The organism is Planctomycetia bacterium (assembly GCA_034440135.1).
GTDB lineage: Bacteria > Planctomycetota > Planctomycetia > Pirellulales > JALHLM01 > JALHLM01.
In genome coordinates this window covers 1-13,421 of record JAWXBP010000534.1, presented here as the reverse complement: position 1 = coordinate 13,421, position 13,421 = coordinate 1, and the positions used below count along the sequence as shown (strand labels likewise).

General features: G+C 61.9%; 9 protein-coding genes. 4 read left to right on the top strand and 5 right to left on the bottom strand.

The window, feature by feature from the left end; translation table 11 throughout:
• From SGJ19_29685 to SGJ19_29675, 3 genes are all read right to left on the bottom strand, one after another.
• Positions 1 to 1,053 (bottom strand): dihydroorotase (locus SGJ19_29685; protein ID MDZ4784437.1); only part of this gene is annotated, 1,053 nt, incomplete at its 3' end.
• Positions 1,054 to 1,462: 409 nt separating this feature from the next.
• On the bottom strand, positions 1,463 to 2,905 hold the full coding sequence (locus SGJ19_29680) for a DUF1501 domain-containing protein (GenBank protein ID MDZ4784436.1): 1,443 nt from the start codon (positions 2,903 to 2,905) through the stop codon (positions 1,463 to 1,465).
• Positions 2,906 to 3,039: 134 nt separating this feature from the next.
• Positions 3,040 to 6,078, bottom strand: a complete 3,039-nt coding sequence (locus SGJ19_29675) for a PSD1 and planctomycete cytochrome C domain-containing protein (protein MDZ4784435.1) — start codon at positions 6,076 to 6,078, stop codon at positions 3,040 to 3,042.
• 495 nt (positions 6,079 to 6,573) lie between these two features.
• Here SGJ19_29675 and SGJ19_29670 point away from each other — a divergent pair, with 495 nt between their 5' ends.
• Positions 6,574 to 7,131, top strand: coding sequence for a hypothetical protein (locus SGJ19_29670; protein ID MDZ4784434.1), 558 nt, complete (start codon positions 6,574 to 6,576; stop codon positions 7,129 to 7,131).
• 150 nt (positions 7,132 to 7,281) lie between these two features.
• Here SGJ19_29670 and SGJ19_29665 read toward each other — a convergent pair whose 3' ends face one another.
• Entirely contained in the window at positions 7,282 to 9,273 is a 1,992-nt protein-coding gene (locus SGJ19_29665) for a thioredoxin-like domain-containing protein (GenBank protein ID MDZ4784433.1), read from the bottom strand.
• 118 nt (positions 9,274 to 9,391) lie between these two features.
• On the opposite strand from SGJ19_29665, the gene SGJ19_29660 reads away from it, so the two are divergent.
• Positions 9,392 to 9,751 carry a hypothetical protein gene (locus SGJ19_29660; GenBank protein ID MDZ4784432.1) on the top strand — a complete coding sequence of 120 codons (360 nt, stop codon included), beginning with the start codon at positions 9,392 to 9,394 and terminating at the stop codon, positions 9,749 to 9,751.
• Between the two features lie 94 nt (positions 9,752 to 9,845).
• Positions 9,846 to 10,865: a DUF1573 domain-containing protein gene (locus tag SGJ19_29655; protein MDZ4784431.1), complete on the top strand. Its 1,020-nt coding sequence runs from the start codon at positions 9,846 to 9,848 to the stop codon at positions 10,863 to 10,865.
• A 237-nt stretch (positions 10,866 to 11,102) separates the two neighbouring features.
• Here the strand turns inward: SGJ19_29655 and SGJ19_29650 are convergent, their stop codons facing one another.
• Entirely contained in the window at positions 11,103 to 12,398 is a 1,296-nt protein-coding gene (locus SGJ19_29650; protein ID MDZ4784430.1) for a hypothetical protein, read from the bottom strand.
• A gap of 94 nt (positions 12,399 to 12,492) precedes the next feature.
• On the opposite strand from SGJ19_29650, the gene SGJ19_29645 reads away from it, so the two are divergent.
• Positions 12,493 to 13,421, top strand: a 929-nt coding sequence (locus SGJ19_29645; protein ID MDZ4784429.1) for an FHA domain-containing protein, incomplete at its 3' end; no start/stop codon positions are given.

Sequence of the window (13,421 nt, the reverse complement as noted above, 5' to 3'; positions counted from 1 at the left end):
GATCGCTTGCGACCAGGTGAGATGGCCCGGCTCGATGAGTTTCGTGATCACGATGCCGAGCGCGGTTTCCAGGCCGACGACGCCGAAAGGGGCGAGGTCGAGGTCTTGCATCTTTTTTTCCTGGGCGAGCGGCGTGTGATTCGAGGCGATCACGTCGATCGTGCCGTCGACCAGCCCGGCGATGCAGCTTTCCACGTCGCGCTGCCCGCGCAGCGGCGGGTTCGTTTTGAAATTGGGGTCGAACGAACGGAGCACTTCGTCGGTGAGCGCCAAGTGATGCGGCGATACCGCGGCGGTGACGCGCACGTTGCGCTTCTTGCCACGGCGAATGATCTCGACGCCGCCCGCGGTGGAGACCTGCGCGATGTGCAGCCGCCCGCCCGTCGCTTCCGCCAGGGCGATATCGCGGCTGGTCATCACATCCTCGGCGGCGGCCGGCATTGGCGAGAGGCCGAGCACCAGCGAGACCATTCCTTCGTGCATCACGCCCGGGCTGTTGCGCTCCAGCGTGGCGGCGTGATTGATGATCGGGCGATCGAACATCAACGCGTACTCGAACGCGCGGCGCATCAATTCGGGATTGAAGACCGGCTCCTCGCCGTCGCTGAACGCCACGACGCCGGCGGCCACGAGTTGCCCCAGCTCGGCGAGTTCCTTCCCATCTCGGTTCTTACTGATGCAGCCGATGACATGCACGCGGCAATGACCAGCGAGCGCCGCTTGATGTTGAATGAACTCGACCGTGGCTTGCGTGTCGATCGGCGGTTCCGTGCTGGGCAGGCAAGCGATCGCCGTAAACCCGCCGGCGGCCGCCGCAGCAGTGCCGGAGGCGATCGTTTCATCCTCTTCGCGCCCCGGCTCGCGCAAGTGGACCTGCATATCGATCAAGCCCGGCGCGGCGATCAACCCCGTGGCGTCGATCACCTCGCAATCGCCCGACGGCGCCACGTCATATGCGGCAATCCGCCCATCCTCGATCAGCAAGTTGGTAACGCGATCAAGTTGCTGGCTGGGATCGATGAGACGTGCCGAGGTGATGAGAGTGCGAGGCATTGGCAGAAGTGATGAGTGCGGAGTGATCAGTGATGATTAGGGGAATGGCGAATTTCTAAATCGGAATGTCGAATCAAATCCGAATGACTGAATGACGAACGACGCGTAGGGCGGGCCGTGCCGGGAATCGGGCGCCTCAAACCTATGATGCGTTGCGAATTGGAAACCGTGGCCACATTGCCGCCATAAGGCCCGCCGGCCCAGCGCGCGGGCGGCGGGCCTTGCCGTCGTGAATTACGCGTGGCATGTCAATTCCATCCGTTGGAAATGACACGGTTCACGCCTTGCACGGCCCGCCCTACGTCCTCAACCTTGCGGTCGTGTCAATGTGCGATTCATTCTGGACCATGCGTCATTCGAGCTTCGGATCTCATTCGACATTCGGATTTCAAAATTCGTCATTCCCCCCTCATCCCAGCAGCCTCTGGACGACATTTCCATGCACGTCCGTCAAGCGGTACTGGCGGCCCTGGAACTTGTGCGTGAGTTTGGTGTGGTCGAGGCCGAGGAGGTGGAGGATCGTGGCTTGTAGGTCGTGGACGTGGACCATGTCGTCGACGGCGCGGTAACCGAGTTCGTCGGTGGCGCCGTGCGTATAGCCGGCGCGAATGCCGCCGCCGGCCATCCAGAGCGTGAACGCGTGCGGGTGATGATCGCGGCCGAGGAAGGTCGAGCCATTGCGGGCCTCGTTCATCGGCGTGCGACCGAACTCGCCGCTGAACACGACCAGCGTCGAGTCCAGTAAGCCGCGCTGCTTCAAGTCTTTCACGAGCGCGGCAATCGGCTGGTCGGTCTCTTTGCATTTTTCCGGCAGCGCTTCGACGATGTCATTCCCTTTGCCGGCGCCGTGGTGATCCCAGCCCCAATCATACAAGTGTACGAAGCGTACGCCGCGCTCGACGAGTCGCCGCGCGAGCAGGCAATTGTTCGCCAGCGACATCTCGCCCGGCTTGGTGCCGTATAGCTCGTGGATATGGGCCGGCTCGTCGTCGATGCGCATCAACTCCGGCACCGAGGTTTGCATCCGGTAGGCCATCTCGTATTGCTCGATGCGCGTGAGCGTCTCCGGGTCGCCGAAGGTTTCGAGTTGTAACTGATTGAGCGACTTGAGCGCGTCGAGCGAACGCCGCCGCGTGTCGGAATCCATCCCATTCGGATTCGAGACGTACAGTACCGGCTCGCCTTGCGCGCGGAATTGCACACCTTGATAAACGCTCGGCAGAAAACCGCTTCCCCACAGCGACGCGCCGCCGTCCGGCGTTTTGCCGCCGGAGACCAGCACCGCGAAGCCGGGCAGGTCCTGGCTTTCGCTGCCGAGTCCGTAGGTGAGCCACGAGCCCATGCTCGGCCGGCCGGGGCGGGCAAAGCCGGTGTTAAGAAAAACTTGCGCTGGGGCGTGATTGAATTGGTCGGTGACCATCGAGCGGACGATGCAGAGATCGTCGGCCAGCTCGGACAAGTGCGGCAGCAGATTGGAGATTTCCGCGCCGCTTGCGCCGTATTTGGCAAACTTGTGCGGCGTCCCCAACATCGTCGGAACGCCCTTGATGAAGGCGAAACGTTCGTTCTTCAGTAGCTCGTCGGGGCACTTCTGGCCGTTCAGCTCGACCAGCTTCGGCTTGTAGTCAAACAAATCCAACTGCGAAGGCGAGCCCGCCATGTGCAGGTAAATGACGTGCTTCGCGCGCGCGGGGAAGTGCGAAGCCTTCGGCGCGAGTGGATTCGTGCTCTCCACGGCCTGCGCGGGTTGATCGAGCAGCGCCGTGAGCGCCGCCGCGCCAAAACCGACGCCGCAGCCGCCGAGAAACTGGCGCCGCGTGGTGGCTTTCAGAAATTCGAGTTGGAGGTCCATAGGGTCGTTGCTTTGTTAATCCGCGCCGCGCTCGTTAAGCCCAGGGAAGGCCCTCGAAGTCGTCGATGACAACATCGACTCTGAGGGTCTTCCCTGGGCTTGGCTACATCGACACTTTGTACGGACACTCCACTTCACTTTGTCACCATCTCATCCAGATTCAACAACACATTGGCGACCACCGTCCAGGCCGCGAGCTGCGCGGAATCCACGCCTTCCACCACGCCGCCGCACATCGCGGTCGCCCCGGCGGGGTCTTGGGTGAAGTGCGACAACTCGCTCTCGTAGAGGGCGACAAGCGGCAGCGTCTCCTGCTCGTTCGGGTCGCGGGCCAGACACGCAGCAAAACCGAACGCTATACGCTGCGCCGGCGTGGCGTCCGCCTGCGCGAGCAGGCGTTTCGCGAGCGCCTGCGCGGCTTCGATGTAGACGGCGTCATTCAACAGCGTGAGCGCTTGCAGCGGCGTATTGGAACGCATGCGGCGGTCGACGCAGAACTCGCGGCTCGGGGCGTCGAATGTGATCATCGACGGGTAAGGGCTCGTACGCCGCCAGAAGGTGTAGATTCCTCGGCGGTATTTATCTTCGCCCTGGCTGGTGATCCATTGATCGCCGCTGTAGACGACCTGCCAGACTCCTTCGGGCTGCGGCGGCATCACGCTGGGCCCGAACATCTTGCGGCTCAGCAGGCCGCTCACGGCGAGCGCCTGATCGCGGAGCATCTCGGCTTCCAGACGAATACGCGGACCGCGCGCAAGTAAACGATTGCGTGGGTCGCGCTCCGCCAGTTCCGGTGTGACGCGCGCGTCTTGGCGATATGTCGCCGAAGTGGCGATCAACCGATGTACTTGTTTCAAACTCCAACCGCGGTCGATGAATTCGGTTGCGAGCCAGTCGAGCAACTCCGGATGCGACGGCGGCTCTCCCTGCGTGCCGAAATCTTCGCTCGTAGCGACGATTCCTTGGCCGAAGTACTGTTCCCAAAGACGATTGACCGTCACACGAGCAGTGAGCGGGTTCTCTGACGAGACCAGCCAGCGCGCGAAGGTCAGTCGATTGAGCGGCGCGTCCGGCGGCAGTGGATTCAGGATGGCAGGCGGCGCAGGTTGGACTTCCTCTCCTTTGGTGAGATAGGCGCCTCGCATGTGAACGTGCGTCGTGCGGGGCGTTTCCAGTTCTTGCATCACCAACGTAATCGGCGGCGGCGGCAGCGTGTGCTGCAACTCGGCGACTCGGGCGCGAATTGCGCTGAAATTTGGTCCAAAGCGCCGGAAGTAATCGCGCAACTGTGCCTGCTCGTCCGGCGAGCGTTCGGCGGCCGACCGTGCGAGGAGCGCTCGGGCTGCCGTGGAAAGTGGCGAAATGGCGGCCGGGTCCGGCAAGTTGGCGGCGGAGATTCGGAAGCGCCCCAGGACGTTCTTGCTGCCGTACTGTTGTTCCAGCTTGACGACAAGCTGCGCGCCGGGACCGGTTGTGATCGGCTCGGCGAATGCCACGATCGCTTCGTGCCCTGCGCCGACTTCGCCGCCGATCGCCCAACCGTTGCTCGGGTTGTCGTCAGTCAACTGCTCGGCGGAGAAGGCTTGATCGCCCTGCGCGGGATCGGCGACGGCGCCCGAGAGGGGAACCGGCCGCGGCGTCGCGCCCTCTTGAGCGATCCACTCCAGCCGCAATCCGCTGAGGGCGAAGTTGCCTTTCTCAGCGCGGCCTGGGCCATTGCCGGGCAAGGAGACATCAGGCAATGCTTCGATGCGCAGTGCGCTCACTCGGCCCGCTGACAATTTCGCGACGACCTGGTAGTTGTCTTTTTCCGCAGCGTCGCCCGAGGCCAGCAGCGAGCGGTCTTCTTGCGCGCTGAGAGTGGCGCCAGCCTCCGATTTTGCGGAGATGATTTCCAGCGGTTGCCAGGTGGCGATCGCCGCTCGTTGCGTTGCTTCCCAAGCGACCAGCGCGGCGTCGAAGGCCGGCGTGTCGGCGTTCAACATTCCCTCCAGCAAGGCCTCTTCGGCGATCATCGTGGCGCGCCGCGCCGCCAACTCGGGCGGCGGCGCTTCGACGAACGGGGCGTCGTCGTCGAGATCGGTATCCGCGGTGCTGTTGAGAAACGCGTAGGTTTGCCAGTAGTCGCGCTGCGTGAAGGGATCGTATTTGTGCGTATGACACTGGCAGCACATAAACGTCGTGCCTTGCCAGATGGTCATCGTCGTGTTGATGCGATCGACCACCGCCTCGTAGCGGAATTCCTCGTTGTCGGTGCCCCCTTCGGTATTCGTCATCGTGTTGCGATGCAATCCGGTGGCGATCTTTTGCTCCAGCGTCGCGTTCGGGAGCATGTCGCCCGCAAGTTGTTCGATCGTGAACTCATCGAATGGCAAGTCGCGATTGAGCGCGTCGATTACCCAATCGCGATACCGCCAGATCGAACGGCGGTTGTCCTTTTCATAGCCTTGCGTATCGGCATAGCGCGCCAGGTCGAGCCAGGGACGTGCCCAGCGTTCGCCGTAAGCTGGCGAAGCGAGTAGCCGATCAACGACCGACTCATGGGCCATGGAACTCGTGTCCGCCAGGAATGCCGCAACTTCACTTCGACTCGGCGGCAGCCCGGTCAGATCGAGCGACACGCGACGAATCCAACGGGCTTTGTCCGCCTCGGCGGCGGGGGCTAGCGACTCCGCATCGAGCTGCGCAAGCACGAAATAGTCGATCTCGTTTCGGCACCAGTCCGGCCGGCTGACCGGGGGACGTTCCGGCCGGACGGGGCGCTGATACGCCCAATGGTTCTCAGCGGCAGATTTTGTTTGCACATCCGCCACGACCGGCCAGGACGCTCCTTCGTCGATCCAACGCGTAATGACCGCTACCTGATCGGCCGTGAGCGGATCGCCCTCGCCGTCGGGGGGCATGAGGTTATCCCCCTCGCCGGAAACATACTGCCGGAGGACGCTCTCCGCGCTCTTCCCGGGCAGGATGACGGCGCCGCTGTCGCCGCCGCGGAGGGCGTCGGCCCCGCGGTGGAGTAGCAGCCCCCCTTCGTGCTTGTCCGGCCCGTGGCAACGGTGGCACTTGGCGGCGAAAATCGGCAGCACTTCGCGGGCAAAATCGACCGGCTCGCCAGCCCGCGCGGGGGCCGCCGTAGCCAGAAACAGGAGCGGTACAAGCAGAGCGGTGCGCATCAGGCGCCTCGCGCGGCGGGATGGGTTGGAGGGATCACTCCAGTGTAACAGCCCGCGCGAGCCGACACACTAGCCCGAGGCGGCAGCGAGGGAAAGAGAACGCTGGCGACAATCAAATCGAATACGCCAAACGGGCATTACAGCTACGATCGCGGACGATTTTGGCGAACCGGAAGGTCGGCCTGGCGTTCATGCCAAACGATCACCAACGACATCCTCCCCCTCGCTGGCGCTACCGGCTAGTGTTGGCGCGCTGAAGCTGACTTGAGCAAGCCTATCTGAAAACGTGCGAAAATCGCGCGATTGTGCCGGTTGAATCGCCTCACGTGTGACAATGTGACGATCAGGAAAATGGCGAGGTCAACTTGTACTGCGAATGTATTGAATCGCACTTGATGGAACGGGGATTGTTGTTAGAGTCAAGAAATGGCGGTCGCTTAAGGCACGCACTATTGATCCACAGCGCGCGGCGGGAGCAAATTGGCAATGGCGGAGATGCGTCGACCCAAAACCGACGAGGTCGATCAGTTGTTACGCAACGCACAGTTGCGCGACGAACTGGAACCGTTCTTCGACGAGTCGATCGCGATGTTCAACAATCGCGAGCTGCCGACGAACGTGGAGAACGATTTCCTCGCCTCGATGCTCGCCTGGGAACGTGCGCCGGTCTTGCCGATCTCGCAATGGTTCGATCCCGAGCTCGTGCTGCAACACCCCGACAACCTGTCGTCGGAGCAGTTGCATGAAATGCTGTGGGACACGATTCGCAAACTCTACGAACAGCGGCTCGTACTAGATTTCACCGATCACCTGACCGATCGGCAGCTCTACAGCCTGATCTATCGCGACATCCTGCCGTCGAACGAAAAGCGGATCGAAAACCGCAACAGTTTCCTGCATTGGGACTGTGCCAACACGGAGAGCGATCCCGAAATCTGGCTCCGCTATTACGCGACGGAAGAAGAGCGCGTGATGTGGGCCGATGAACAGGGCGAGGAACTCCCTTCGGTCGAGTCGCCTCCTTTCCCGCGCCGCATGCCGCATCAGAAGTAGTGCAAACTACGATCGGCGTCGGTTTCTTCTGTAGCCGAGGTCTATGACCTCGGCCGCACCTTCCGCAACCGCGTCATCTATGCAAGCGCGCCCGCTCCACCGGCCTCACGGTGGCCGGCTACAGAAGACGTAATCAAAACGCGTTGGAAACTACGGCGAGAGCAAATCAAGTTCGTTAAGCGTAGCTGCTTCGCTCTCGGCCTCGGCCGAAACCGTAGTCGGAACCGTCCAGACGACGCTCGCCATCTTGCAGAGCCCGCCTGGCTCCTTCGAGCAGTAGTAGTACGTCAGTCCGACTTTTAGCGTCGCTTTGCCCGCATCCGCAGTCAGTGGAATGGTAAACCTGATCGGCAACTCTTTGACGTCAGCGCGCGTGAGCTGTCCGACCCCTGCGGCATCAATCGGACCGGCATCGCCCTCGATGTCGACACGATAGACTAACGGCGCGAGCGGATTGATCTTATAGCCGAGCGGCAGCGACGGCAGCAAATCGAGCGCTACGTGGCCGTCGACGGGCTTGAGCGAAATCGCGTCGGCCGGAACCTGTCGGGCATTAGCGAAATCAGCCGCTGGCGTCGCGGCCGGCGGTGATGGGGACGCCAGCCCGGTGATTTCCAGCGTGGAAACTTGCTTGGTCGCGAGATCGATGACACGAATCAGATGATTGTTCGTATCAGCAACGTATAACTTGCCGTTCGCGGCGGACAGGCCGCACGGTTCGTGGAATTGCGTCGGCTCGTCGCCACTGCCTGGCTTCCCGTCGCCGGCGAAGGTGGTCGAGGTTTCCTTCCCCGGATCAACGACCTTGATCTTGTGATTGTAGGTATCGGCCACGTACAGTTTGCCGTCGGCGAGCGTCACGCCAAGTGCATGCTGCAATCGCGCGTCAGGATTCGCGCCATCAACGTCGCCGAAGGTGAACAATCGCGCTTGCGGCAAGTGCGAAGTGCCCACTACCGTTTTGACGCGCCCTTTCGCATTGAATGGTACGGCGCGGATCGAACTCCCTTCGCTGTCGGCTACATAAAGCCACTTGTCGTCGCCGACCAGACCGCTCGGTTGCGCGAAGCTGCATGCGCCCGCCGCGTACGGTTCGTCCGGGCGGAGATCGCCGTCGACGATGTCCTCCCGCCCGTTACCGGCGTAAAGTTCGATCTCGCTGCCGCTGAGATTCAGTCGCCAGATTTGATGCGAGCCCGCCATCGCGATGTAGAGCCAACCGTCGTGCGGCCACAGCGCCCAAGGGCTGTTGAGCGCTGTGGTCTTCACGTCGCCGCGCCATTCCGGCGGGGTGAGATCGTGATACCAACCGCGACTCTGGCGTCCAACGCCAGCGATTGTTGAGACTTGCTTCGATTTGAGGTCGACCTGCCGAATCAGATGATTCTCCGTGTCGGCCACATACAACTTCTCGCCCACCAGCGCCATGCCCTGCGGATGATCGAACTGGGCCTGAGCGTAGTCGCCATCCTGCTTGCCGATCGCGCCGGAACCAATCACTTCCTGCAGCGCGCCATCGAGTCCGGCGATCGCAATGCGGTTGTGATTGCTGTCGGAAATGAACAATCGACCACCGGCCGCGTCAGCCAGGATCTTGCCTGGGTAGCGGAGCGGCGTTTGTTTTGCCTGCGCCGCGGCCAGATCGAAGTGCAGCGGCGTGGCGTCGAGCAGTTTGTGCTCGCGGTAATACGGCAGCGCCTTTTTGAGAAATTGATCGAAGGCTGTGAAAGGAATTTCGCCGGACTCACGGACGATCAATTTGCCTTCCGGGTCGATGATGCAGATCGTGGGCCAGCTTTGCGCGCCGAAGCGGTCCCAAACCACGTGGTTGGCGTCGTTGATCACCGGATGTTCAATTTCGTAGCGCTCCACGGCCTCGCGAATATTGTCGGTTTCCTCTTCTGTTTCGAACTTCGCCGAATGCACGCCGATCACGACGACTTCATTGGGGTAGGCGCGCTCCAACTTCTTTAATTCCGGCAGAATGTGGAGGCAATTAATGCAGCAATAAGTCCAAAAATCCAGGACCACGAATTTGCCCCGCAAGTCTTCCAGATCGATCGGACCGGCAGAGTTGATCCAGCTTACGCCGCCTGCCAGCGAAGGCGCCGGCTGGGCGTTGGCGAATGGGTGAGGCGCCATCGGTTGCTCCGCGGCCTCCTGCGCCGGGGCCTGGGCAAGCAGTGCGCGTTGGTGAAACTTTGCAGCTGCCTGCCCCCCCGTGAGCTTGCCATGTTTGGGGGTGGTATCGACGCTTTCGTTGGCATCGCGCGTGGGATTTGTTCCCGACTTCGTACCGGTCGTTGCCGATTTAGTAGCAGGGGTTGATTCGCGACCAATCGCCAAGGCAACGCAGGCGATCACCGCGATCGATGCGAATACCAACGAGCGGCAACCAATGAGCCACTGGACCACGTCGTTTTTCATTCTGCACTCCCTCGAATACCAGCAATCGGAAAAGTCGACGCAGCTTTACGCGGGTAGCAGTTTGGATGCGTCGGCCGACCGCAATGTTACCCCAATTCCGCGCGCCGAGCCAACTAGCCAGGCCTGCGGATCGGACCGCCGAGCCAGCCTGCCGCAGGCCTTGCCGGCGACACCGCTGCGCCGTGCGGTTTAAACGGTGGCTCACGTTGAGAGAATGGATCTCTGTCACCTGGAACTAGCTAGCCCCGCTCCCGCAAGGGACCGGACACATTGAGGAGGTAGTCATCGTGTCGAGGTCAGTATTTCGCGCCTGCTGTTTCGTGCTGCTTGCCGCCCTGCCTGCCCAGGCCGATGATTGGGCCGGCAAGATGTTCAGCACGCGCGATCATAACTACGGGAGCGTCGCCCGCGGGGCGAAGACCGAATTTCAATTCGTCATTACGAACATCTACGAAGAAGACGTGCACATCGCCGGCGTCCGCAGCAGTTGCGGTTGCACGACTCCGCGCGTGACGCATGAGACGTTGAAGACCTACGAAAAAGGCGCCATCATCGCCAGCTTCGATACGCATGGCCATCTCGGGCAGAAGGACGCCACGTTGACCGTGACGTTCGACAAGCCGTACTACGCCGAAGTGCAATTGAACGTCGCCGGGTATATCCGTAGCGACGTAGTGTTCAATCCCGGCGAAGTCGATTTCGGCACCATTCGGCCCGGCGCCACGTCGGAGAAGAAGGTCGAAGTCGCCTACGCGGGGCGCAGCGAGTGGCAAATCACGGGCGTGCAATCGCCGCATGATTTCCTCGAAGCGGAAGTCGTCGAGACGCGCCGCGAATTCGGGCAAGTGGCCTACGCGTTGGTCGTGAAGCTGAAAGACAATGCGCCGACCGGCTACTTGAATGAGCAAGTGTTTCTGCTGACCAACGACCGCCGTAGCGATCGCATTCCGATCGAAATCACCGGGCGCATCGCCGCCGACCTGACGGTCAGTCCGTCGTCGTTGTCGCTCGGCGTCCTGCGGCCGGGGCAGAAGGTCACCAAAAAACTCGTCGTTCGCGGCAGCGGCCCGTTCAAAATCACCGGGGTCCATTGCGAGGATACGGCGTTCGAGTTCAACGTGGACGACACCGCGAAGCCGTTGCATCTGGTACCGGTCACGTTCACGGCCGGCAATGAACCTGGCAAGTTAAACTGCAAGATCGAGATCGAAACCGATCTCAACGGCGGTCTCAAAGCAGAATGCCTGGCCCACGTGCAAATCCAGGCAGCGGAGATCGCGCAGGAAAAGGCCGCAGACGCGAAGTAAGTGCCCTAAGCCCCGAAGGGACGTCAGAAAATAGCCAGGGGTGCAAACCCCTGGAAAATGCGACACAAAGTTTCTCAAAAGCCCCATCGGGGCGACACAACTGATGGCAATAACCGTCGGAGAGTGGCGCCCCGGTGGGGCTCTCGTTTTTGTTGCATTATTTTCCAGGGGTTAGCACCCCTGGCTATTGTCTTTCGCCCTTTCAGGGCTATTGAGGGCTGCGAATAAGTGTCCTATTTAGGGCTGTTCATCGCGCGCCGCCGTACGCCGCGCGATGATCGCCGTGACGCTTCGCGCGACCGGTAGCAAAAGGATCGTCGCCGCGTTGTCGCCATCAACGCGCAATAGTTTGCGGACCTTCGCGGGATCCTCCGTCACGCCACGTTTCTTGATTTCCAGCCGGCCGATGTGCCGCTCCTTGAGCCAGGCCGCTAAACGCGCGGGCCGATAGGGCATCGATTCCAAGACTTCAAAGCAAGCCAGCGCTGGGTCCGCCACGGCATAATCGCCGGTTAGGTAAGCAATACCCGGCGTGATTGCCGCCAGCGAGTGCTGCTTGGCTAAGTGTCCCGCCAGATCGGCGGCGAGCACTGCGGCGTCAGGTTCCAGGACATAGCGGCCAATCGCCGCGGCATGCGGTAGCTCCATGCTTGGCGGGCCGGCAACGGTGGCCAGCACCGCGCGGTCGGCGGGCGTATCGAGCGCGCGAGCCAGGAGCGTCGCACGGACCTGCCCAGCGCCTTGCGACAGGTCTCCGAACCAGACGACTTGCTGTTTGCATTCGCCGGCGCGACTGATCCATTCTCGCTCGGCGGCAGTGCTCCACGCCAACGGCAAGTCAGTGGCCGGAGCGAGTTTGATCGCCCCATGCGGGTGCCGGGCGAACAGTTGCTCGATCAGATCCGGGCGCGGCTCGTGAATCTCCAAATGAGTAGTGCGGCGGCCGGCAGGGCGACGATCGGGATCAATGTGCCAGGCGTCGGCCGCGACCGCTTCCGGCGTGAAATCCATCGTCGCCACCTGGCCTGGCCGGCCCAACGCATTGAGATTGGCCTGTGCGAACACCGTGACTGCGGGGTCGCGGTCAAGGCCGATGGTTTGTGATTTCGTCGCCAGCGACATCAAGTCGCCGCCGATGCCGCAGCACAAGTCCGACACACGATCGAAGCGATCAAACCGCCGTGCCTTGTACTCGGCGATCGCCTGATCGGTCGCCTGTTCGAGGGGGACGGCCTGAAAGAACAGACGATCGGCGGCCAGAAACTTCGCTCGGGCGCGTTCCCGTAGTTCGAGCTGGCCCAATACGGCCGCGGTGCGTTCCGCCGAGAGCTCGCGCCGCAGCCGTGCGGCCCGTTGGACGGCCGTGCCTGTCAATTCGGCGGCGCGGGCCAGCCAAGCGCGCCCGCCGTCGCCGACCAACCATTCGCAAGTGTCGGCGTCGATCATCTCAGGCCAATGGACGATGAAGGAGTTTTCATAGTGTGCGGCAGCGTCCGGCTGATAAGTGCGAGGTACGAGAGCACTTTTTATCACTCGCCGGCTCGAACGGTTCTCGGTTCGTCGTCCGGCGGCTGTTATAGTGTAAAGGGCAACCAGCAGGCCGGGGCGAGTTGTTTTTGTGGCCGACATGTACACGTATCTGACGATGAGCCTCGGTCCCCGGGCCGGGACGAGCTATCTATTGAATCCCCTGGCCGAGAACCGCATCGGGCGGGGCACCGATTGCCTGGTCGTGTTGACCGATCCGCGCTGTTCCCGCGTGCATTCGGTCGTCACCCGGCGCGACAACCGCTGGCACGTGCGCGACTCCGGAAGCCGGAACGGGACATTCGTCAACGAACAAAAGGTCGACGAAGCCGTGCTCGACGAAGGGCATCACCTGCGGGTCGGCTCGACGGAATTCTCCTTCCATCAAAGCAGCGAGCCTCCGACCGCTCACGTCGACGGCCTGGGACTGTCGCAGACGTTTATTCGCGACACGCGCTATGGCATGGTCGATTCCGCGGCGCTGCCGATGATGGCGCTGATCGAATCGGAACAAGCGCAAGACTTGCTGCTGCTGTATCAACTGAGCGTGAAGTTGCTCGGTTACACCAGTTCGAACGACGTGCTCCGGGTGGCGCTCGATCTGCTGCGCGACCGGACCGGGGCGTCGGTTGTCGGTTTCCTCTGGGTTACCGACGAAGGCACGCTCAAGCCGAAGATGGTCATCCCGGAGCGCGCCGCCGGGCAGGTCATCCTCAGCGAATCGCTCACGCAGCACGTGATCAGCGAAGGCCACGCAGTGTGGATCGCCAACCAGGCCGGCGGAACGCACGATCATCTTGAGTCTTACGCCGACGCCCTCTGTGTGCCGATGGTTCGCCCGGAGGGAGTGCTCGGCGCATTGCACGTCTATCTCGACCGGGGACGCTTCCGGCAATCGCATTTCGATTTCGCAATCTCGCTGGCCAACATGACCTCGGTCGCGCTCGTCCGCGCGCGGCGCGATGAATCCTTGGTAGTCGATCTCGCAAGGCTCAAGGTCAAGACGAGCGGGGCCGATGAGTTGGTCGG